Source organism: Turicibacter sp. GALT-G1 (assembly GCF_025594995.1).
In the GTDB taxonomy this organism is placed as follows: Bacteria; Bacillota_I; Bacilli_A; order MOL361; family Turicibacteraceae; genus Turicibacter; species Turicibacter bilis.
This window is the reverse complement of the sequence record NZ_JAMQUS010000015.1, coordinates 59,457-82,348: the sequence shown is the minus strand read 5'-3', so window position 1 is coordinate 82,348 and position 22,892 is coordinate 59,457. Positions and strand designations below refer to the sequence as shown.

The window sequence follows — 22,892 nt, the reverse complement described above, 5'->3', positions numbered from 1 at the left end:
GTATAGAATTTGGATATAATGCTTTCGTAAGTAAAAAGTACTAAAATTATCCAAATTTAAGGATGAGATTTTAGCGAAAAAATTCAATGGCCATATTGAATAGGAGGGCATGAAAGTGAAAAAATTAGCAGCATCATGTGCAGTATTATTTGGACTATCATCAATGGTAGCTTGTTCAAATCCAAATGAAAATCAAAACGAACAAGAAAACAAAGATTTATTGACTTCAATTGAAAATCCAGTTGAAATCGAATTCTGGCATGCTATGTCAGGACCAAACGAAGCAGCAGTTAATCAATTAGTTGAAGATTTTAATGCGACAGTTGGTCAAGAAAAAGGAATCACAGTTAAGCCTATCTATCAAGGGGCTTATAATGACTTAAAATCAAAGGTAACAGCGGCAATTAAAGCAAAAACAGCACCAGCTATTTCTCAAGCATATCCTGACTGGGTAGCAGAGTATTTACAATCTGGAGCGGTTGTTGAATTAGATAATTATATTTTCCATGAAGAAGTAGGGATTGAAAACTTTGATGATATCGCTGAAGCATATCGTAAAGAAAATAGCCAATACGAAGGGAACAAATTTTACTCTTTACCATTTAATAAATCAACAGAAGTTTTATACTACAATAAAACATTCTTCGAAGAGCACAATTTAACAGTGCCAACAACTTGGGCAGAAATGGAAGAAGTTTCTAAACAAATCACAGAAATTACTGGAAAGCCTTCATTCGGATTCGATTCAGCAGAAAATGCCTTCATTACATTAGTTAAACAGTTTGGTGGAGAATATACAACATCTAAAGGTGAAGTATTATTCGGTGAATCTGATGCAGCTGTTGAAATGTTAGAAATGATTAAACGTAATACTGATGCTGGATACTGGCGTTTACCAGGTGAAGATAAATACATGTCTGGGCCATTCACAAGTGGTTTAGTTCAAATGTTTGTTGGATCAACTTCAGGGGCTTCACATGTAATCAACGGATTATCAGGGGCTGAGAATGCATTTGAGTGGTCAGCTGCTCCAATTCCACAACAAAGTGAAGATACTAAAGCAGTTATCCAACAAGGAACAAACGTTGTTGTTATGAAACAAGGGAATACAACAGATGAGCAAGTATATGCTGCTTATGAATTTGCAAAATTCTTAGGAACATACGATGCTAACCTTTACTGGACAATGAATACAGGATATTTACCGATTCGTCAAACAGTTGTTGACTCAGAAGAATATCAAAACTACATTGTTGAGTCAGGAGATATGACAAAAGAAGCTGGACCTGCACAATCAGACTACTACTTCTATGATGTTGTTTTCACAAATGATGACTTCACATCATACAATGTGCGTACAGCTGCTGGGGTTGCAGTTGAAAATGTTGTATTAAATGGTATGGAACCAGCAAAAGCAGTAGAAGAGGCTTTAAGATCATTAAATTTAAAATAATCTTTTAATTGGGATAGTCTTGATGACTATCTCTTTTTTATTTTGATTAATACCATTTTGTTTTTTGTCGAACTTTGTTATAATATTAAAAAGTAAATAGATGAGGAGTTAGATGTTATGTTAGTGGATTTACATATGCATTCTTATTATTCAGATGGATCATTTTCTCCATGTGAAGTGGTTGAATTAGCGAAGCAAAAAGGATTGGGATTTATTTCGATTACAGATCACAATACGATTGAAGCACACGAAGAGTTTGAGTTAGCTTGTCAACAACTTGGCATGAAATATGTACTTGGTGTTGAGTTAGATTGTGTATTTGGGGAACGATCAGTACATTTATTAGCCTATGATTTTAAAGTAAATGAAGAATTTGCTGCTATTATTAAAAAATCACGTCATCAATTAGATCAAATGGGTGTTGATTTGATTAAGATTATGGAAAAAGAATATGATCATATTTCATTAGCTGATTATGAAGGTTATACATATGATCGCCGTTTAGGGGGATTTAAAGGTATTCATTATTTACATGATCGTGGATTTACTGAAAATGTGATGGATGGATTAAAAATTTATCGTGATTATGAAGTTTTTTATAGTAACTATGACTTCCCAACGGTAGAAGAAGCGATTAAACACATTCATATATGTGGAGGAAAAGCAGTTCTAGCACATCCAGGTAAGTATTATCGTAATAGTACGATGGAAGAGGTTATTACTGATTTTGAGAAGTTATTAGCAAGTGAGATTGATGGGATTGAATGTTACTATCCGATTCATAGTGAGGAATTAACGGCTTGTTGTGTGAATTTCTGTGAAGAGCATGATTTGATGATTACGGTTGGGTGTGACTGTCATGGAGAGATGAGTAAAAAAGAAAACGAGTATATCATGGGATGCATTAAAAAAGATGAAACAGAATTAAAACTTAAATTTTAATTCTAAAAAAGCGAAGTTGAACTTCGCTTTTTTAGAATGTAACCGGTATCTCAACATGTGTAACCGTTAACAGTGTATATTACATGTATTGAATGTATGCGCTTTAGGTGGTATATTACCTAATGTGAACAGCTAATAAAATATGGGGGGCATAGAAATGAAAAAATTATTATCAATCGGATTAGTTGCGTCATTATCATTAACAGGTCTTGTAGCATGTGGAAATGATGGGAATACAAATACACCATCGTCAACATCTGATGCTGGAGAACAGGGTGGACAAACAGGAAGCTCAGAATCAACAGCAAATGGAGACAAAGTTGAAATTAAATTATGGTTAGATGATGATGATTTTGCAGCAGCTATTGAGCCAGCAATCGAAGAAGCACTGCCTAACATTGATATTATTTATGAAAAAGTTGGGTCTGTAGATGCTCGTAAAAAGCTTGCGTTAGATGGTCCAGCTGGATTTGGGGCAGATCTATTTATTCAGCCACATGATGGAATGAGTGATTCTATTCAATCACAAATTTTATTACCATTAGGATCTGAGATTGGAGCAAATATTGAAGAGCGCTTTTTAGAAGGATCAGTTGGAACAGTTAAATCAGGAGATAATTATTATGGTATTCCACTAGCAACTGAATCAATTGCATTATTCTATAATAAAACATTATTAGAGGAAAACGGATTTGAAGTCGCTACGACATTTGAAGAGTTAATTGAACAAGCTAAACAATATAATGATGCCGCAGCAAATAAATTCTTATTCCGTTTTGATGCTGGTAACTCATATACAATGCATCCATTTTTAACGTCTGCAGGATTTGAACTATATGGACCAAATCATGACGATGCTTCACAAGTAAACTTAAACACACCAGAAGTAGTGAAAGGATTAACATTCTATCAATCATTAAAAGAAATTTTACCTGTCCCATATGCCGATTTAAATTGGGATTCAATTGAAGTTGAATTTGCTAAAGGTAATGTTCCTTATATTATTACTGGACCTTGGTCAATTGCTGAAGTTCGTAACCAAAATACAGGATTTGAATGGGGAGTTACAACAATTCCAACTATCAATGGTGTACAACCTGAAACATTCTCTGGAAACATCATTGCTTGTATTAGTGCCTATACACAACACGTAGCTGAATCTAAACAAGTTCTTGAATTCTTAGCATCAGAAGAAGGATTAAAAATTCTTTATGATGTAAAAGGAAGTATTCCAGCATTAAAAGATAATTCAGTTATTGAAGGTGTTTTAGAAGATCCATATGTTTCAGGAATTTTAGCACAAGCAGAATTCTCTCAACCAATGCCAATCTTACCAGAAATGTCAAGTTACTGGGGACCAGTTGAAACAATGTATCGTTCAGTATGGGAAGGATTAGCAACTCCAGAACAAGCAGCAGAAAAAGCATTAGCAGATTATAATGCTGCATTAGAATTAGCACAATAACACACACATTAAAAGGGTTATCTCATTATAAATTGAGATAGCCTTTTTTTATAAGTTTACGTCATCTTCTGTGAGTTCGTATGTTTTTTCATTGATTGGTGGTAATGCTTCAATGAGACTTTCTTTCTCAAAGCGAGACAAAAGTTTGTAAAGTATTTCTGCACCAACTATCAGTTAACTCTTAAATATCCCCCATAATTGTGTAACCATGACGAGTCGAAAATATAGTATATTCATTCAGTTAGTATCCTTAAAGATGGTCTAGCTACCTATTTTCTCTTTATATCGAATATTTATATATCTAATATCAACACAAAATGATTGGTTATAATGGCAAATAAAAAGTGTCGATATTAGGAAGAAATCATATGATTATAAAGAGTATAGATTTTATGAAAAGAGGTTTTAAGATGGATGGATTTATTTCTGAAGAAACCAAAGCAAAGCTAAAAGGGAGTAAGACAGAACAAAATTTAAAAGATGCTTTTGCTGGACAATCGATGGCACAGACTAAATATCGAATGTTTTCAGATGTGGCTAAAGAAGAAGGGTATGAACAAATCTCTGAAATCTTTATGAAGACAGCAGGAAATGAAAAGGAACATGCAGAAGTATGGTATAAAATTTTGCATGATGGCTTAGGTGATACATTAGCTAATTTAAAAGATGCTGTCAGTGGAGAAACTCATGAACATACGAGTATGTACCCTGATTATGCAAAGATTGCTAAAGAAGAAGGATTTGATGACATAGCAAAATTATTCGAACAAGCTGCTAAAATTGAGAGAAGTCATCAAATGAGATATGGAGAATTAGAAAAAAACATAGAGGAAGACAGAGTATTTAAAAAAGATCAGCCAGTCGTTTGGGAGTGTCGTAATTGTGGGAATCGAGTATATGTGAAAGAAGCGCCTGAACGTTGTCCATTCTGTGGCTATCCGCAAGGATTTTTCGAGTTGCCTTGTCATAATTATTAAGAAGCAGATAAGATACCTTATCTGTTTTTTTATCAAATATTTGGATTTATTTCCAATAAACAGGAATATTTTGGTATAATGTTTGATGGATGAAAGAGGTGGAGAGAGTGAAGAAAATTGGATATGTAATTGATGAGGCAATTGGCTATTTCACACCAGATATTTCCCGAATTAATCATCTTTTTAAGGTATATAGTTATGCCAAAACGATTGGGGAAATGGAAAATCTAGATGAAAAAATGCAAGAGATATTAGAAGTAACAGCTGTTCTTCATGATATTGGAATCAAGGTAAGTGAAGAGAAGTATCAATCTAGCGCAGGCTGTTATCAGGAAATTGAAGGGCCAGGGATTGCAAGAAAAATACTAGAACAATTAGGATATGATGAAGTTTTTATTGAACGTGTTTGCTACATAATTGCACATCATCATACATATCATGAGATTGATGGATTAGATTTTCAAATCTTAGTTGAAGCGGATTTTTTAGTTAATATTGATGAAGATCAAATGAGTAAGGAAGCAATTCAATCAATTAAAGAGAAAATTTTTAAAACCCGCACAGGAATTAATTATATAAATTATTTATATTTATGAAGTAGTAAAAGTATAATTTTAGGATTATCTCAGACTGACAGCTTTATAATAGAGACATTTAGGGTGAATAATCCTTATAATAAATAACTAAATAATTTCACAAAAATTTGGTATGTAAATATTTATGCTTTAGCCACTCAACTTAAGAACAAGCATGCTCACTTATAGATGAAAACTTCTTGATATGTGAGCACCAGGAATGATAGAGGAAATTAGGTGCTTCATATGTAGAGGATGATATTTATTTAATCGTGTACTTTAAATAAAAAGCGTAGAACAATATAGTTTTACGCTTTTTTAGATGAGATGAAAAAAGACGCCCATCAAATAATGGTGTCTAATGATTTCTTATTTTATTTCTTGAAAGTATGCTTCTTCATTTAAACAGTTTTCTGATTTAGCAACCACAACAGCTGTTGCAGAGTCTCCAACCACGTTTAATGCTGTTACTAACATTTCTACTGGGCGGTTGATCGCTAAAATTAACGAGTAAGCTAATAGTGCTGCATCATTTTGATATCCCATTCCAGATAAGACTGTAAATAAGATAACAGCTCCGGCACCTGGTGCAGCTGGTGTTCCGATTGAAGCGATTAATGCTAAGATAGCAATTAATGAAATACTTCCGAATGTTACGTCATAGCCTGCACTTGAAGCGATGAAGATGGCAGCAATGACTTGCATGATTGCTGTTCCGTTCATGTTGATTGTCATTCCTAGTGGTAAGATAAATGAGGCAACTTCTTCATTTACTCCTAATTCTTCAGTTGTTGTTTTTGTGTTTAACGGTAATGTAGCAGCTGAAGATGAAGTTGAGAACCCAAACATTGCAACTTTTCCAATCTTTTTAACGAATGGCATTGGATTTAAACGAGTTGTAATTAAGATGAATAAGGCATAACCAACTGTTAAGAATACTAATAAAGTAACAATGACTGTGATGACATAGGCTAAGGCAGGTTTTAAATGTTCAACACCATAAATGGCAAAGGTGCGAGTTAATAATACAAAGATAGCGAATGGTCCGAATTTTGTAATTAAGAATGTTAAGAAGACGGTGATAATTTTATTGACATCTTCTAATAATTTTTTAAGAACTGAGATTTGATCGCCTAAATGATTGATTGATAAACCTGTGATGACTGCTAAGAAGACGATGGATAAAATGCTTCCGTTTGTTGCAAAAACTGAAGTGATGTTGTTAGGGATAGCTTTAACAAGGATTAATAATGGATTTGATCCGGTTGTTCCAGTTTGAGTTGTAATATTATCAATGCTAACGTTAAATACTCCAAGTTTATTTGCGAATAATCCAACGACACCTGCTAAAATTAGAGCGAAAAATGAAGTAGTTAAAAATCCAGTGATTGTTTTGTATGATAAGCGTCCTAATGTTTTTGTATCAGAGATACGGCACATTGCTAATGCAATTGATGTAAATACCATAGGTACAATAACTAATTGCATTGAATTTAAGAATAATTGACCTAGGATATAGAAGATTCCAACAGCATCTGTTGCACCTTCAACACTAATATCTTGGAATAAGATTTTATTGATAGTGGCCCAAAGATCAGCATTTCCTCCCGCTAATAAGTTTTCACGTAACATTAAGAATAATGATCCTGTTACTAAACCACAGACAAGGGCAATGGCCATATGAATGGCTAAACGATTTTTATTTTGTTTTTTAGTCATTGAATAAGTCTCTCCTCTATTATAGATGTTAGGACCCAATCATCTTATTAGATTAAACAGGGTTATTGTCTATAAGATGAATAAAAAAAGCCTTAAGTTCCATTAGATATCACGAACTTAAGGCATAAATGAATACAGCAATATAACTAAAAGATAGACCAATACTATCATTTAGTATAAAATAACGACTATATTTTTCCTTAATTACTTCTCGTGAGTAATCTTAAAGGGTTCCTACTTGAAAATAAATATACTGATTTCTAGTCGTAGAGTCAAGCTTTTTTTGAAATAATAGTATAAAAAAGTCGTAACTCGTCGATTTAATTCATATTTTTTCTTAGTTATCTTATTTTGGTAGACCTGTATACAAATGTTAGAGCATACTATCATTTGATAAAATAGACAATAAGTCACTAGATACTCTGAGATAAGATTGTGTTACAATAAAGGTGAACGCAGGAGTTACCGTAAGACATACTCAACAAATAGGAGAGATACTTATGAATAAGAAACTTGTTGCGATTATGACTTTTGTTCTTGTTGCTTTAGGAGCAACAATGACGATTACAAGTCACAAAATAGAAGCAGAAAATCCGAATGAAATAGCGATGGTATCTTCATTACGACTGCCACAGTTTAAAGAAAAAGGTACGATATCATCTATGGAAATAAAACAACCTGTAAAGCAAGAAGAACAGCCTTTCTTACTATCAAATGAAACTAAAACAGATGATGTATTTATGGCAAAAGAAGAGAAGTTTGAAGAAAAATCTTTATTACAGCCATTAACAACAGAGCCAACAGGTGGAACAGTAGCAGAATCCGTTGATGGATTTATGCCGTATGTTGAGCAGCTGATTTTTGAAAAGGTCAATCAAGAACGTGAAAAAGTTGGATTATCACCTCTTGAGAACAATCAGATCATGGGTCAATATGCTCGAACAAAATCACAAGATATGGGTGATCGAAATTATTTTGCTCATGAAAATCCTGAAGGCGATTTAATGAGTGCCTTCATGCAACAGGATGGAGTTATTTATCAAGCATGGGGTGAAAATATTGCCTATATTGGTCGCGATATGAATGAAAGTCTAGAGGCGTTAGCACAACAATTTATGTCTAATTGGATGAATTCGAGTGGACATCGAGCTAATATTTTATCTACTAATTTTTCTAGTATTGGAATTGGTGTTTATCGATGTGGAGATAAAGTTTATGCCACTCAAGAGTTTTATCGTTAATTATATTTTTAGGCTATGTTAGACAATTATGTGATAAATAAATTAATATTATTCCTCATAATTTATGACTTTTTCTAAATTCGAGGGATGGCGATTTTCTCGGTAATATAAGCACTTTTTGAGAATTGTTCCATTTTGAATCCCAAACAGAAATAACCTCAGGGTGTTTTGAGCTTATTTTCAGGCACGAAAAAAGCAGGACCAAAGTCCTACTCTGTTCGGCATATTGGAATTTATTCCATCTTCCATGCTCCGCCTTTGCTCTCGTAATAGTCTTGCAATGCATGGACTACCTCTGGAATAGTTTTTAAGGAATGAATATCTATTTCCTCATAAACTGTTTCATCACCCTCAATTTCTAATATTTTACCGTCATCCCTCATTTTTATGTAAAACACCTCAGTTTCACCGCCTAATTCGCAAGTGATAGTAGATTCCATTGTAATACTCTGAGAAGTCGTTGGGAACAGTATGAAGCCGATTAACGCAACAACGATTAAGACAAACACAAATATCCCTTTCTTATCTACTTTCTTAAATAGCACCACGAACATAATGAGAAGAAATATAATACCCAAAATGCTGTTTGCTAAATTTGTATGCGAATAGTAGAACTTCATGCAGTTGTTAATCGTATCAACTAACATACCCGCAACAGGAAGTGCATACAACACACTACCCCAAACTGTCTTTTTGTTCCAATAGAACAAGACATAAGCTACAAGTCCGCAAAGAACAGCTATACCAATCCAGTGGAATAGATGATTCCATTGGAGAAACTTATCAACTGTTACATTTGGGGTAAAAAAATCAATGATACTTTGTAACAAATAATAACTGATACACATACTCGATAAATATGAGAAGGTATTTATCATTGCATTTTTATTAGAAGAACTAAAGTAAATCACAAACGTTGTTGAGAATATCCAAAATCCAAAAGAGCCTGCAATAGAACTCCAACCCCACAAATCATCATTAGGATAAAAATTCAATAACTCAGTAATCAGACCAATAATTGCACCAAAACATATTACCTGTATATATGATTTTTTCTCATATTTAGATTTCATGCCTTCCTCCCTTTCAAATTTATATAACAATTGCGAACTATCTTATATTACTTGTATTATATAACTTGTTAAATAATATTTCAATCAATAAACCGTCTTATTAAGGGTTTCTTAGCTTTAAGCTAATTCAATATATCTATTCCTAATAGTATTTATAGTTATACAAGTTTCTTTAGTTGCTACATTAACCAACATATCCTTGATTCTATCATTCTTTTTGTTCTTCTTGCTTAATTGTAAGAATTTAAACCAAGCCAAGTAATTAGAAATATATTTAGTAGAAACGCCATTAAAGGGCATTAACCATCTCTTAAAGCTACTATGAAGAGAATTTACATGTTGTAGATGGTAAACACTATCTAGCATAGATTTACCTCTAGGAACTCGTTTTAATTCAACATTTAGGTCTTTATTTATACTAAAATAAGATTTGTGGCTATCAACTACGAAAGTAACATCTTCTCCTATTTTTCCATCAAAAAATCTAACGATATCATTAGTTGTAATTCTACCATTACAAACTGCTCCCATTACTATATTTCCTTTACGGTCAATACCAGTTTCAATGCAAATTTGGTCATTAGAAATACCTCTTTTTTTCTTATCTTTTTTTCCTTTACCTCTTTTTCTAGGTTCTCTAGGCATCTTAAAAGTAGTACTCTTTGAATGATTACCTTTATATGATTCTCGAATAAAAACTTCGTCTACTTCTACAATACCTTCAACCATATCATTTTTTAATGATAGATTAATAACATCTAAAATCCTATGTCTCATATAAAAAGATGTTTTAACTCCAACTCCAATTTCAGTTGCACATTGTCTTATAGAAAGTCCTAATATCATTAATTCGCAGTATTTAAGCCATTTATCTAATCCTAAGTTAGTGCTAGAGAAAGGAGACATAGTAAACTCATCAAAAGAACAACGACATCTTTTACAAATATATCTTTGTCTACCTCTAGTCTTTCCATTTTTATTAACATCCTTACATTGACATTTAGGACATTCATATCCCTTAGAAAATCTACTTTCCTTAATATTATCCTTGATTTCATCAGAGCTAAATAAAGCACTTAAAACTCCTTGTGCTACAGAAATTAAATCTCTAAGTTCTTCTTTATTCAAATTTTTAACTATGGCTTTTATATCTACTTTTTGCATAATATAAGTAATCCTTTCTATATAATATGGTGAAGTATAGTTAATACCTATATTATAACCTATTTTCTGTATATTAATCACACAATTGTATAACATAGCCTATTTTTAAAGAAATTACATGTCTTTCGGTTTTGGAGTGGAATTTTCAAAATGACATGACTAATTACATAAAAAAACTGCGACTATTTTATAGTCGCAGTTTTTTTGTTGTATCAATGATTATTAGGATTATCTTTGAAAATATATTAAGTTTTACAATAGCTTTTGAAAGAGTCGAAACTCCGTTATAAATTTATGATTGTTTATTTTATTCAGTGAAAATAATGACATTTTTTATAGAAAAAAGTGATGTAAATTTACTTTTTCAACCCTAAAACTGAACCTGTTGGTATTGATTAGGATTACCTTTTTATTAGTAAAGCTATCAATTATTAAAATTATTTATTTCTTTAACATTTTTTTCTATAATAAAAGAGTAGTTAGTGAAGAAATATGAACGTTAATAATAGTACAAAAAGGAGGATGGCCATGGAGTCACGTATTAGTGGAACAACTCAATTAATAGGGATAATTGCAACACCTATTCGTCATAGTATTTCACCTAAAATGCATAATGCAGCTTTTTCTAAGTTAGGACTGGATTATACTTATTTAGCATTTGATATTGAACAGTCTCAATTAGAGGATAGTGTGAAAGGTTTAAAGGCAATGGGAGCTAGAGGGTTTAATGTATCCATGCCATATAAAACAGCAATCATTGAGTATTTAGATGAATTATCGCCTGCGGCAAAATTATGTCAAGCAGTCAATACAGTTGTGAATGAAAATGGTAAATTGGTTGGACATATGACGGATGGAAGTGGATTAATTCGTTCACTACAAGATGAAGGTTATGATATTCGAGGGAAAAAAGTAACGGTGATTGGTTGTGGTGGAGCTGGAAAAGCGATTCAAATTCAAGCAGCGCTAGATGGAGTATCGGAACTCTCTATTTTTAACCGTTCAGCTGAGCGAGGACAACAAGTCGTTGACTTAATTAACAAACATACAAATTGTAAAGCAACCTTTTATCACTTAAATGATGAATTAGCATTAAAAGAACAGTTAGCAGATAGCTATCTTCTTATTAATGCGACGAGTATTGGGATGGCTGAATTAGAAGGCCAGTCTTTTATTAGCGATTCTAGTGTTTTACATCCTGGCTTAATCGTCTGTGACATTATTTATAATCCAAGAAAGACGAAGTTGCTACAACAGGCGGAAGAAGCGGGATGCAAGGTTATGAATGGAGTTGGGATGATTATTTATCAAGGAGCAGAAGCCTTTAAGTTATGGACAGGTGAGGAGATGCCGATTGATTATATTAAAGATGTTTTAGATCTTAAATAAGATAGGAGAGGTATTGATGAAAATCTTAGTCTTAAATGGTCCAAATTTAAACATGGTTGGAATTCGTGAGCAAGGTATCTATGGAAATCGTAGCTATGGAGATATCGTAGCCTATATCAAGGAAGAAGGAACAAAACGTGGACATGAAATTGAGGTTCTTCAAAGTAACTATGAAGGACAAATGATTGATTGGTTCCAAAAAGCATACTTTGAAAACTATGATGGGATTATTATTAATCCAGGAGCATATACTCATTACAGCTATGCCATTCATGATGCAATTAAATCAGTCGTCACGATTCCAACGGTTGAAGTCCATCTTTCAAATGTTCATGCCCGTGAGGGATTCCGTCATAAATCAGTGACAGCTCCAGCTTGTATTGGACAATTATGCGGATTTGGTGAGTTTGGATATATTCTAGCCATTCAAGCGTTAGAAGATTATAAAGCAAAACAAAAGGCTTAATTGAAGTTAATTTGAATCACAAAAAGACTTTCTAACTTTTCTTAGGAAGTTTTTTTTCATGGTAACAAAACAGTCAGTTATTTTTTAGTTGAAGATGAGATAATAAAAATAAGTTCTTCTATAATAGTTTGAGGGGAAATGGCATATAATTTAGTAGATTGTTAAATTTTAATGAATATTCTTTATAAAGGAAGTGCACGGGATGAAAAGACGATGGATGTTAATCATGACGATGGTGGTTTTATGTGGATACCTTTTTTCATGTTCAGCAAAAGCGGATCAAACGGGAAGTCAACCACCACAATCGCAAGAATCTCATCAACGTGAGCCGTGGAGTTTGATTTATTGAGTAGTATTTTTTAAAAGATTAACCATAAGATTGAGTTGAATGAAAAGAAATAGCCTTATCGGGAAAATGATAAGGCCTTTTTATTTGGTTAATATAGGATTTTTAGTTTATAATATTAAATAAAAGGGGTGATTTCGTTGTATCAAACACGAGGGCGTATTCGATTTAGTGAAATAGGTGAAGATGGACGGTTAACACTGCATCATTTAATTAATTACTTTCAAGATTGTAGTACTTTTCAATTAGAGGATATTGGGCTTGGCACAGATTATTTTATGCAACAAGACTTAGCTTTTTATATATTATCGTGGCAAATCGAAATCAATCGGTTACCTAGACTTGGTGAAGAGATTAAAGTTGGAACGTTAATCTATGATTGTAGAGGGATGTTTGGCTATCGTAATTATGTTCTGTTTGGTGCAAATGATGAAGTTTTAGCGTATGCTAATGTGTGTGGGTGCTTCTTAAGTGTAAAAACCGGATCTTTTGTTAAATTAACGATAGATGAAATTGAAAAATATCCAATTGAACCGAAGTGGGAGATGACCTATTTACCACGAAAAATCAAAGCACCTAAGGCTGAGAAATATATGGATGCGATTCGTGTTAGTCAATTTCAAATCGATACAAATGGCCATATGAATAATAGTCAATATGTGGCAATTGCTTCGGAATACTTACCTGCACAAATTCAGGTTAAGCAAGTTCGAGTCGAGTATAAAAAGGCAGCAAAGTTAGGAGATTGTTTAGTCCCAACTATTGCAAGGCAAGAGGATATTTATTATGTCACCTTATGTGATCAAGAATTGAATCCTTATGCCATTGTTGCGTTTCAGGTTGAATAAAAATTTTACTCCTTTTATCACTGATTTGTGTTTAGGAGGTTTTAAGCCTGTCACTTTGATGAATTTTATGTAAGTTATATATCTGTTTTGTTAAAGAACCGTGAATGAATGGTTCTTTTTTTGTTATAATGTGTCATTTTTTTAATTTAGGCTCATACATTATATTAATAAGATCTATTTGTAGATTTTTATGTTCAGTGAGAAGTGAAGGAGAACAATGGAATAGGTGTGGGGGGGATGAGAGGATGACAGTCGTAGAAGATGGATTCATGAGCGATGAACGAGCAACCTCAATCATTCAGGCAGCCAATGATATGCTTGATTATTGTGAGCTTTGCGAAAGTAAAGTGAATGATTTTATAAAAATCGCCAATTGTATTTTAACTCGTCAAGAATATTATGATTTCTTAGCATTATATAAACGATTTGATAATAATTTCGGAATTTTAGAAAGTTTAGTCTCACAATTAACTTATCCAACAACTATTTTGCAAGCCGTATCTATTTCAGCTGTCATTAAAGAAATCCAACGAAATATGGATGAGTTAGTTGACATGATGGAAACCTCAAATGTACGAATTGAAGCTCAACAAATTAATGTCAATATGGCTAAGCTTATTGAAGAATTAATTAACTTCATGGATTTTGATGCGATTGATTATGATGATTTAGATGAGGCGATGACACGCACGTTTATTATTTTAAAAGTAGTAGATGTATTTGATAAAGAGTATAAGCAAGCCTATTACCCAATGAATGTTTTACATATTATTTCATTTGATACGAAAGTCGAAGCCTATACGTATGCACTTGAACATGGAATTAGTAAAGATTTTATTTTAAATAGATATGGGCACCTCTTATGAAATCATAAGTGGTGCTTTTTTTAAAAATATGTCTACTGAGTGCTTAATCTGGATCAAGAGTCAATAAGAAAAGGATTGAAGTGAGATGACATCAATCCTTTAGTTTTTTTATTTTATTGATTTGAGTAGCCGCATCCTGATAACCAAGTTCATATAATTCTTTTAATTTATTAATGTCTTTTTCAAAACGACTGATTTTTATCGGATGAGAAGGTGCAATGACGGTTGCTTTTCCTTCTTGTTCAAGTTGTTTAATGAATTCAAGGGTTTCGTTATACATGAGGTGGCGGTTATCAAGTGTCTTAATCATATTAGGATATTTTTTTAAAGCTCTTGAATAGATAAATCGGAAGCTTTCTGGTTCTTTAATAAAACTACGATCTCGAGTTAGCACAACAATGACATGATCACACCCGTCTTTTAACGCCTGTTTGACAGGAATAGAGTCTGATGTTCCCCCATCTAAATATTCTCCCTCTTGGTAAGGTACAATAGGTGAAAAGACGGGAATAGAAGAAGACGCTTTAATAATCGTTGAATCATAATTTAAATGAGTTTTATCGAAATAAACGGGTTGACCAGTTAAGGCATCCGTGACCCCTACCTTGAATTCACACGAAGAAGCCAAAAAGGTATCATAATCAAATAAATCAAGTTGATGAGGAATCTGATTAAAAATAAAATCCATTCCAAATAAAGATTTTGTTTTAATAAAATTATTTAAGCTTAGATAACGTTTATCATTTAAATAACCTGTATTGACACGAAAGTTACGTCCTCTCTGTTTGGAAACATAGGAAACCCCATTACAAGCTCCCGCAGAAACACCGATCACGTAATCAGCCATAATATCTTGATCTAATAAATAATCTAAGACACCACTCGTATACAATCCGCGCATACCGCCACCTTCTAAAACGATTCCTACTTTCATGTGAACACTCCTTTAATGATTATGTTAGTATTTGTATTCTAACGAACTTAATTTTAAAAAAATGACGAATTTTGTCGATGGTTTTTCACTTTCTAGACACTTCGCTTTGTCGTTAAACGAACATTTATGCTAAAATAATTTTTAGGTGAAAAATTACCTGTGTTTACAATGTATTATTGGATAAAGTGGGAGGTTTTAGACATGCCTCGATTTAAGAAGATTTATATTGAAATTACAAATCGTTGCAATTTAAAGTGTGACTTCTGTCCGAGTGCGACACTTGGTCGAAAGGGGCGTGTGATGACAGAGTCAGATTTTATACATATATTAAATGAAGTGAAGCCGTATACGAATTATTTATATTTTCACTTATTAGGAGAGCCGTTTTTAAATCCACGTATTGGACGCTTTTTAGAACTGAGTCATGAAGCAGGAATGCAGGTTAATTTAACAACGAATGGGACATTGATTAAGAAGGTTGAAGATATTTTAATTCAAGCACCCGCCCTCAGACAAATTAATTTCTCAATTCATTCATTTGAAGCGAATGAACAAAATGGAACACTCGAAGATTATTTATTAAGTATTGCTGATTTTATTGACCGGATTCAAGCGGTGAAGCCTATATATTGTAATCTTCGTTTATGGAATATGGATGCAGAAGAATTAAAGGCGAAAAATTCATTGAATCAAGAGATTTTAACGTTAATTGAAAAGTCTTTTAAATTAGATGTTAATTTAAGTGAGAAATTACAAGAAACGCATAATATTAAGATTAAAGATCGCGTGTTTATTAATATGGCCGAAAAGTTTGAATGGCCAACACTTGAGCGTGACGTGATTAGTGAGAAAATGTTCTGTTATGGGCTGCGTGATCATATTGCGATTCAAGCCGATGGAACAGTCGTACCTTGCTGTTTAGACAGTGAAGGAAAAATTCCACTAGGAAATGTTCATGAAACACCATTAAATGAAATTTTAGAAAGTGAGCGTGCTAAAAATATGTATGACGGATTCTCACGCCGTTGTGCTGTTGAAGAGCTTTGTAAACGTTGTGGCTATGCCAAAAGATATTAAAGGAGTGTTGGAATAAAGATGATTAGACCCATTATGAAGGATGAAGTCTTTTTAGCGCAAAAATCAGTACCAGCTACAAAAGCAGATTTACCAGTCGTTGAAGATTTAATCGATACATTAAGAGCCAATCTTGATGGTTGCGTAGGAATGGCAGCTAACATGATTGGAGTGAAAAAACGCATTATCGTCTTTGCGATAGGAGAAATAATTGTTCCGATGATTAATCCAATAATCGTGAAAAAAGAAAAAAGTTATGTGACTGAGGAAAGCTGTTTATCTTTAACAGGTGTTAGACAAACAACACGATATGAAAGTATCGTTGTCGAATACTTAGATAAAGACTTCAAAAAACAAAAAGGAACATTTACAGGATTTGTCGCTCAAATTATTCAACATGAAATTGATCACTGTAATGGGATTATTATTTAGGAAAGAATATAGTGTATGATGTGAGTTAATGATAAAAGAAGTGTGGTAGGATAGAATAGTTTAAAGCTAATTAGAGTAAAATTTGATTAGCTCTTTTTTAATAGCTAGGTATAGATTATTATGATGGGGACTAAAATGAGAAAGAATATGTGTTTATTCAGTCAATAAGTCGTAGTACCATTAAATAAAAAGCTCTCTAAAAAGTGAGAGCTTAGTGATTATGACTAGTATTTGAAATTAAAAAGCCGATGGTTGTTGAAATTAAATGATCAACTTGAGTAATGCCATCACTATAATTATTCTGCTTGGTTAAAGCAATAACCATTAATGTGATGAGACAGATAAGGCAAACGCCTGCCGCAAATAGTACTCGAATACTCGTTCCTTTCAAAAGTGGAACTTCAGTTTGTAAGACAGGGTCTTTTTCCGTTTCTAAATCAGGTTCGGTCACTCCCCTTGTAAGAAGACTGTCATTGTCTATCTCTTGATTTTTTATTTGAGGTTCCATGTCTTGATTGAATATTTCACGAGTTATATTTTGGACTGATGTTTCAGGATTTGATTCAGGTGTTTCAGTATTTGAATCTTTTTTTTGTCCGTTAGAGTTATTGTTTTGGTGTGGAATATTCATTCCTAAAATATACCCGAATATACTTGAAAGGCTCGTTTGAAAAATCGCATTAATAGTAGGTTGCGAATGGAAAGCTGGCACAAATATCGCGCAAATTAATTGAACTAAGAGAAAAACACCAATAATTAAGACCGTCTTACAAGCGATATCAAGTTCTTTCCATTCGTGTTTTAGTAGTTTGTTTAATGGAACGTTGTTTTTATTCATAGGTATCACCGTTGAGTAAGGATTAAATTTAAATCATGATATCTTATGTTTTTTATAAAATATTGAAAAGGATATCTATCCAAGTTCTATAGGTATGATAAAATAAAACATCATAGTGTTAAGCAGTAGTTATTTTTTACATCGAATGATTAGAGATGACCTTTGTTTAGCATAAGTCAATCTGTTAACTTATATATATAGAAATGGAAGTGAATTAATGAAGGAAACAATGAAAAAAATTTTAGAGTTTCGAGATGAACGTGGTTGGAAACCATACCATACACCTGAAAATTTAGCGAAGTCAATTTCGATTGAAGCGGCAGAATTACTTGAATGTTTTCAATGGAACCATGAGTTTGATCCGATTCATGTTAATGAAGAATTGGCTGATGTTTTAATTTATTGTTTACAAATGGTAGATGTGTTAGGTGTCGATGCAAAGCAGATTATTTTTGAAAAATTAGAAAAGAATGCAGTTAAATATCCCGTTCAAAAATAAAAAGCCGTTTCAAATGAACGGCTTTTATCACGGATGAAAGGCATAAACCATCACAGTATAAGTCTCATATACAAAATAAAGGACCATACTGACTAAAAGGGCGGAATTAACAAATCGTTCGCCTTTAGCTCCTGTTTTAAAGTTCGCTAGTTTAATTTTTATTTTACACGGATAAAAAAGACACACGCCTTGATGCGTAAATAAATCGAGAACAATATGAGAAATATGACCGACCATTAATCCACACGTTAGAATGATATAAAAATCTTGTCCTACATTAAGTAGTGGTGCAAACGACATGAGAATAAAGAAAAAAGCAATGGACAAAAGACTGTGAGTTAGTGTTCGATGTTTAAAATGAGTTGAGATAAACTTTGAAATAAAGGGAAGAAGTTTTCCCATTTGTGAACTTTTCATATCAATATCAGGCAGTAAAGAACCGACAGTTGTAGCTACACAATAGAGGGTAATAATGAAAAGTTTAGAAAAGGTATTAGCTTCGGCATAAATCGGTGCGATAAATAATTGATGAGTGATTAGTCCACAAAGTAAGCCTCCGCGTTGGTGAGTAGCGGCTGTCATGATTAAAGTCCTCCTATGATTCTATAGATGTCGAAAAGTGTCTTATATTCCAATATTATACCCTAAACTATCGAATATTTGTTTGGATTTTATCAGTAAAATTATGGAAAGGAGTGGGTCTGAAATGGGGTTAAAGGAAGAGTTACAGAAATTGAATGAGGCTCAACGAGCGGTAGTAGAAAATTTAAATCAGCCTCTTTTAGTTATGGCACCTGCTGGAACTGGAAAAACCAATGTCATCTCCTTACGAACAGCTCATTTTATTCAGTCAGGCATGAGTCCGAATCAAATATTGTGTTTAACTTTTACGAATAAGGCCTGTCATGAACTTAAAAATCGCGTCATGAAAACAATTGGAGCGGATGGGAAAGCAGTCTGCGTCAAGACGTTTCATAGTCTTTGTTATCAATTAATTAAAGAAGAATCAAAATCGCTTGGAAAATTATCTAATGATTTTATGATTATTGATGAAGAAGATGCGAAGTTTGTGATTAAGCAGTTGATTGGAAATGTAGGAATTTTAAGTGATAAAGCCTACGAATACATCCAAGCCCTCAAACTTTATCAAATTGGACGTGGTGAGGTGGACCAAGACTTAATTCATACATTTCACCAGTCTGAGTCAGCCTTGCGACTTTATTACACCTTGAAAAACTCTAATCAGGGGAGTGAAACATTAGCTTATTTATCGAATTATGGTTGGTGGCTTTATGAAGAGTATCAACGCCATTTGAAAGAGCATCACCTGCTAGACTTTAATGATTTATTACTCTATGCTACGGATTGTTTAGCTCAAGAGGAAATTTTGAAGAGGTGGCAATCTAAGTTTCAAGTCATCGTGGTTGATGAGGTGCAAGATACAAGTATCGTAGAGTATGAGTTAATTCAAAAGTTAGCTTTACATTCAAACTTCAGTGCCTTTGGTGATTTTAATCAGACGATTTATGAATGGAGAGATTCAAATCCTGTTTTAATTCGTGCCAAAATTATGGAAGATTTTAATCCAATCTGTTTAGAATTATCATTAAATTATCGAGCGACAAAACGTCTCGTTCAAATGAGTGCGAATTATTTAGAGAATGGAAAGCGTGCACGCTTAATTAATCCTAGTTTATCACCAAAGTTAATTGAAGCAGCCAGTGACGTACTGGGGACTCGTCCTGTCTTTTATGAAGCGGGAACAAAACAAGAAGAAATGAATTTTATTATTGATCACTTAAAACATCATCGACAGGAAGATCTTGCGAAAACAGTTATCTTAACACGAAGTAATCGTCAAAATAGTGAAGTTGCTAACTTTTTAAAAGCAGATGGAATTCCGTGTTATCTAGTTGATCAATTATCTTTATTTAAACGCAAAAGTATTAAAGATTTACTTGCTATCGTTCGATTTTATTTGAATCCATCGGACGAAGTTTCTCTTCAACGATTTATTCCTTTGTTATTTAAGTCGGTTGATTTAATACAAATGATTCAGCCTCAATATTTAAAACGTTATAAACAATACGAGATGCGCCTTGTCGACTTATTTTCAAAACAAGCTTATGATTATGAGGAACCTTACGGCTTATTGAAGCAACATTATGAAAAAGGACGAATTATCATTTTTGATGTGGAATCAACTGGGCTTGATGTCACTAAAGATGAAGTCATTCAAATCGCTGCTATTGAGTTAAAAGAAGGAATAGTTGTTCAATCTTTTGAACGTTTTATTAAGCCGTCGAATTTGGTTGGAGATTCTGCGTTAGTTCATGGATTTAGTGATGAGTTTTTAGAAACGCATGGACAATCAGCTTCTGATGTTTTTCAAGAGTTTTTACAGTTTATTGATGGTGCTCTTTTAATTGGTCATAATGTTCAGTATGACTTGAAGATTGTTCGTTCACATATGAATCGAGTTGGTTTATCATGTGACACAATCGTAGGTTATTGTGATACGCTAGATATTGTGAGGCGATTATATCCTAATCTCAAAAACCATAAGCTAGATACGGTGAGTGATTTTATTGGTGTGGAACACGAACCAACGCATAATGCGATGGATGATATTTTGGCCACAAAAGATGTGTTAGTTAAAAGTATGGAACGCTTAATGCAATGTCATGAACAGCGTAAGAAGGTCATGAGTTATTATCAGGCATCATTAATTCCTATCGTTAATCAGTTGGAACAAATAAATGCTTGGATTAATCAAGAACTTCCTTCACAGTTTTTATTAAAATTAATTGATGAGTTTAAAATCTGGGAGACAGCCCCATGGGTTGAAGATGAAGTGGAACAAATGAAGCATCATGAACTATTAGCTTGCTTAAGAGAAATTGAGGAGCAACATTTAACCGATTGTCCTCATCTTCCAATGTGGGAGTTATGGACACGAATTTTAGCCCAAACTTCGTTATCGGCTAGTGAACTGGATCGAGTTATGAAAGACCAAAATAAATTAGCGGTGATTACAGTACATCAATCGAAGGGATTGGAATTTGATCATGTGATTATTCCATTTTTAAATCAAGGGATGTTCCCGCTTGATTTTAATGGTACAAACCAAGAAGAGGAATGTCGTCTTTTTTATGTTGCCATGACCCGTGCGAAACAAACCCTTTTATTAACGCGTCATCTTAAGGATTATAGTTATTCTAAAAAAGAAAAGGAAAGAAGTCGGTTTATTGATTTCTTATACACACAAATAGGTGATTAAATGAATAAAATTTTTGAAGTAGAATATAATGCACAGCTCCCACAGTTAACAAAACAAGGCTTAACTTTAGTGGATTTTTATGCCACATGGTGTGGGCCATGTAAAATGTTAGCGCCTATCTTTGAAGAATTATCAGAGACTTATCAAAATGACGTTCAATTTGTTAAAGTGAATGTGGATGAAGTTCCTGTTTTAGCGCATGAATATCAAGTCATGACGGTGCCAACATTAATGTTGTTTAAGGATGGAAAACCGATTGAATCAGCAAAAGGATTTCATCCATTAAACGAACTAAAAGGATGGTTAGATTATCATCTTAAATAATAAAAAGGCTATGTTCATCTTTTTTGAACATAGCCTTTTTATTATTTAAGAAAACTAGTCTATTTATGGGGATAGGTAATCCCCCCCCCGTACCCCACCAAAGGACAATGTAAGTCGTGTAGGGGTCCCGTTTAAGATGTTTTCATAGACTAAATAGTCCTTGAGTGATTCCGATATTTATTTTTATCTCTTGATCGCAAATTTTAACTATTTTGAGATAGCTTCTTTATAATTATAATTTTTTATCAATGATAATGTATGGTTGTAGTTGGTATGGTTTAGGAGCCACTTTGCGATCTTGCCACATGTAGAAGAATTTTTCTAATGGGAAGATTGAATACCCGTCTTGCCAATGATCAGAAGTATCGTATGGGTCAGCAAAAATTAAAGTGTCATCTCCAATTGAAGGTGTCCCATTGTTATCATAACCAATAATAGCGACCCAATGTCCATCCCAATCGCCCCATTCAACCATAATTGGACGTCCAGCTTCTAAGTGACTAGTCAACCATTTTACAAAGTATGAATCTTTAGCATCATCTACCCAGGCAGAAGTTTCATCACTATTTTCAGAAGCGTATAGTGAGGATGATGAGAATGTTGGATATAAGTTTCCGATATTAGATGGTGTAACCCCATCCTCTTCTTTTACTAAATCTTCTTCTGTGTAGTTGGTTTTATAGCTAGTTTCAATTACTTCAAATCCTTCTAAGTTTGAGAAGAAGTTATACATTTCTTCAACATTTGTCCCGTATTCATAGAAATTATTAGCTGTTCCAGGTAACGCATTTTCCTCATCCTCATCAACTGATGATCCCATTGCCACGGCGATATCCCATTCTGATAAATCAGTTTTTCCCATATGTGTGAGTGTCATTAATGCAACAGCATTTCCACAAGACCATTCTGTTGTTTGTTGCATTGTTTTAAAAGATGGGATAATTGTTAAGATTTCATCAGAAGTTAAGTGATAAAAATCAGGATTTA

Annotated in this window: 23 protein-coding genes; 16 read left to right on the top strand and 7 right to left on the bottom strand. The window is 33.3% G+C overall.

Features of this window, described 5'->3' with window-relative positions; translation table 11 throughout:
• Positions 1-115 precede the first annotated feature (115 nt).
• The 5 genes from NEH74_RS03510 to NEH74_RS03490 all read left to right on the top strand — a co-directional run bounded on the left by NEH74_RS03510 (position 116) and on the right by NEH74_RS03490 (position 5,433).
• A complete protein-coding gene (locus NEH74_RS03510; RefSeq protein ID WP_055304877.1) occupies positions 116-1,453 on the top strand; it encodes an ABC transporter substrate-binding protein in 1,338 nt (445 codons plus the stop codon).
• 117 nt (positions 1,454-1,570) lie between these two features.
• Positions 1,571-2,395 carry a PHP domain-containing protein gene (locus NEH74_RS03505; protein ID WP_055244725.1) on the top strand — a complete coding sequence of 275 codons (825 nt, stop codon included), beginning with the start codon at positions 1,571-1,573 and terminating at the stop codon, positions 2,393-2,395.
• Positions 2,396-2,552: 157 nt separating this feature from the next.
• Positions 2,553-3,860 carry a maltose ABC transporter substrate-binding protein gene (locus NEH74_RS03500; RefSeq protein ID WP_055304875.1) on the top strand — a complete coding sequence of 436 codons (1,308 nt, stop codon included), beginning with the start codon at positions 2,553-2,555 and terminating at the stop codon, positions 3,858-3,860.
• Positions 3,861-4,270: 410 nt separating this feature from the next.
• Positions 4,271-4,837, top strand: coding sequence for a rubrerythrin (gene rbr / locus NEH74_RS03495; RefSeq protein ID WP_055304873.1), 567 nt, complete (start codon positions 4,271-4,273; stop codon positions 4,835-4,837).
• 107 nt (positions 4,838-4,944) lie between these two features.
• Positions 4,945-5,433 (top strand): HD domain-containing protein, encoded by a 489-nt coding sequence (locus tag NEH74_RS03490; protein WP_237297070.1) that lies wholly within the window; start codon positions 4,945-4,947, stop codon positions 5,431-5,433.
• 348 nt (positions 5,434-5,781) lie between these two features.
• Here the strand turns inward: NEH74_RS03490 and NEH74_RS03485 are convergent, their stop codons facing one another.
• Positions 5,782-7,131, bottom strand: coding sequence for a dicarboxylate/amino acid:cation symporter (locus NEH74_RS03485; protein WP_055244719.1), 1,350 nt, complete (start codon positions 7,129-7,131; stop codon positions 5,782-5,784).
• Between the two features lie 500 nt (positions 7,132-7,631).
• Here NEH74_RS03485 and NEH74_RS03480 point away from each other — a divergent pair, with 500 nt between their 5' ends.
• On the top strand, positions 7,632-8,372 hold the full coding sequence (locus NEH74_RS03480) for a CAP domain-containing protein (protein ID WP_055244717.1): 741 nt from the start codon (positions 7,632-7,634) through the stop codon (positions 8,370-8,372).
• 233 nt (positions 8,373-8,605) lie between these two features.
• Here NEH74_RS03480 and NEH74_RS03475 read toward each other — a convergent pair whose 3' ends face one another.
• Both NEH74_RS03475 and NEH74_RS03470 read right to left on the bottom strand, forming a co-directional pair.
• On the bottom strand, positions 8,606-9,445 hold the full coding sequence (locus NEH74_RS03475; RefSeq protein WP_055304871.1) for a DUF6518 family protein: 840 nt from the start codon (positions 9,443-9,445) through the stop codon (positions 8,606-8,608).
• Between the two features lie 117 nt (positions 9,446-9,562).
• Positions 9,563-10,609 (bottom strand): IS1595 family transposase, encoded by a 1,047-nt coding sequence (locus NEH74_RS03470; RefSeq protein WP_055304869.1) that lies wholly within the window; start codon positions 10,607-10,609, stop codon positions 9,563-9,565.
• Positions 10,610-11,137: 528 nt separating this feature from the next.
• Between NEH74_RS03470 and NEH74_RS03465 the strand changes: the two genes are divergently transcribed.
• From NEH74_RS03465 to NEH74_RS03445, 5 genes are all read left to right on the top strand, one after another.
• Entirely contained in the window at positions 11,138-11,998 is an 861-nt protein-coding gene (locus NEH74_RS03465) for a shikimate dehydrogenase (RefSeq protein ID WP_055306011.1), read from the top strand.
• 16 nt (positions 11,999-12,014) lie between these two features.
• Positions 12,015-12,464, top strand: a complete 450-nt coding sequence (gene aroQ / locus NEH74_RS03460) for a type II 3-dehydroquinate dehydratase (RefSeq protein WP_055306010.1) — start codon at positions 12,015-12,017, stop codon at positions 12,462-12,464.
• A gap of 202 nt (positions 12,465-12,666) precedes the next feature.
• Positions 12,667-12,813: a hypothetical protein gene (locus NEH74_RS03455; RefSeq protein WP_262941090.1), complete on the top strand. Its 147-nt coding sequence runs from the start codon at positions 12,667-12,669 to the stop codon at positions 12,811-12,813.
• A 137-nt stretch (positions 12,814-12,950) separates the two neighbouring features.
• On the top strand, positions 12,951-13,658 hold the full coding sequence (locus NEH74_RS03450) for an acyl-[acyl-carrier-protein] thioesterase (protein ID WP_055275631.1): 708 nt from the start codon (positions 12,951-12,953) through the stop codon (positions 13,656-13,658).
• A 245-nt stretch (positions 13,659-13,903) separates the two neighbouring features.
• Positions 13,904-14,524 (top strand): hypothetical protein, encoded by a 621-nt coding sequence (locus NEH74_RS03445; protein WP_055244443.1) that lies wholly within the window; start codon positions 13,904-13,906, stop codon positions 14,522-14,524.
• Positions 14,525-14,615: 91 nt separating this feature from the next.
• Here the strand turns inward: NEH74_RS03445 and NEH74_RS03440 are convergent, their stop codons facing one another.
• A complete protein-coding gene (locus NEH74_RS03440; protein WP_055275632.1) occupies positions 14,616-15,458 on the bottom strand; it encodes a patatin family protein in 843 nt (280 codons plus the stop codon).
• 201 nt (positions 15,459-15,659) lie between these two features.
• Here NEH74_RS03440 and NEH74_RS03435 point away from each other — a divergent pair, with 201 nt between their 5' ends.
• Positions 15,660-16,535, top strand: a complete 876-nt coding sequence (locus NEH74_RS03435; RefSeq protein WP_055306008.1) for a radical SAM/SPASM domain-containing protein — start codon at positions 15,660-15,662, stop codon at positions 16,533-16,535.
• Between the two features lie 18 nt (positions 16,536-16,553).
• Positions 16,554-16,964, top strand: a complete 411-nt coding sequence (locus tag NEH74_RS03430; protein WP_055244449.1) for a peptide deformylase — start codon at positions 16,554-16,556, stop codon at positions 16,962-16,964.
• A gap of 211 nt (positions 16,965-17,175) precedes the next feature.
• Here NEH74_RS03430 and NEH74_RS03425 read toward each other — a convergent pair whose 3' ends face one another.
• Positions 17,176-17,802, bottom strand: coding sequence for a hypothetical protein (locus tag NEH74_RS03425; protein ID WP_055306007.1), 627 nt, complete (start codon positions 17,800-17,802; stop codon positions 17,176-17,178).
• 217 nt (positions 17,803-18,019) lie between these two features.
• On the opposite strand from NEH74_RS03425, the gene NEH74_RS03420 reads away from it, so the two are divergent.
• Positions 18,020-18,301 carry a nucleotide pyrophosphohydrolase gene (locus NEH74_RS03420; RefSeq protein ID WP_055275647.1) on the top strand — a complete coding sequence of 94 codons (282 nt, stop codon included), beginning with the start codon at positions 18,020-18,022 and terminating at the stop codon, positions 18,299-18,301.
• Between the two features lie 27 nt (positions 18,302-18,328).
• On the opposite strand, the gene NEH74_RS03415 is transcribed toward NEH74_RS03420, so the two are convergent.
• Positions 18,329-18,883: a metal-dependent hydrolase gene (locus tag NEH74_RS03415; protein ID WP_055306006.1), complete on the bottom strand. Its 555-nt coding sequence runs from the start codon at positions 18,881-18,883 to the stop codon at positions 18,329-18,331.
• 124 nt (positions 18,884-19,007) lie between these two features.
• Between NEH74_RS03415 and NEH74_RS03410 the strand changes: the two genes are divergently transcribed.
• Both NEH74_RS03410 and trxA read left to right on the top strand, forming a co-directional pair.
• Entirely contained in the window at positions 19,008-21,581 is a 2,574-nt protein-coding gene (locus tag NEH74_RS03410) for an ATP-dependent helicase (RefSeq protein ID WP_055306005.1), read from the top strand.
• Entirely contained in the window at positions 21,582-21,905 is a 324-nt protein-coding gene (gene trxA, locus NEH74_RS03405; protein ID WP_055306004.1) for a thioredoxin, read from the top strand.
• Positions 21,906-22,137: 232 nt separating this feature from the next.
• Here trxA and NEH74_RS03400 read toward each other — a convergent pair whose 3' ends face one another.
• Positions 22,138-22,827, bottom strand: a complete 690-nt coding sequence (locus NEH74_RS03400; protein ID WP_238581316.1) for a papain-like cysteine protease family protein — start codon at positions 22,825-22,827, stop codon at positions 22,138-22,140.
• Positions 22,828-22,892: the final 65 nt, after the last annotated feature.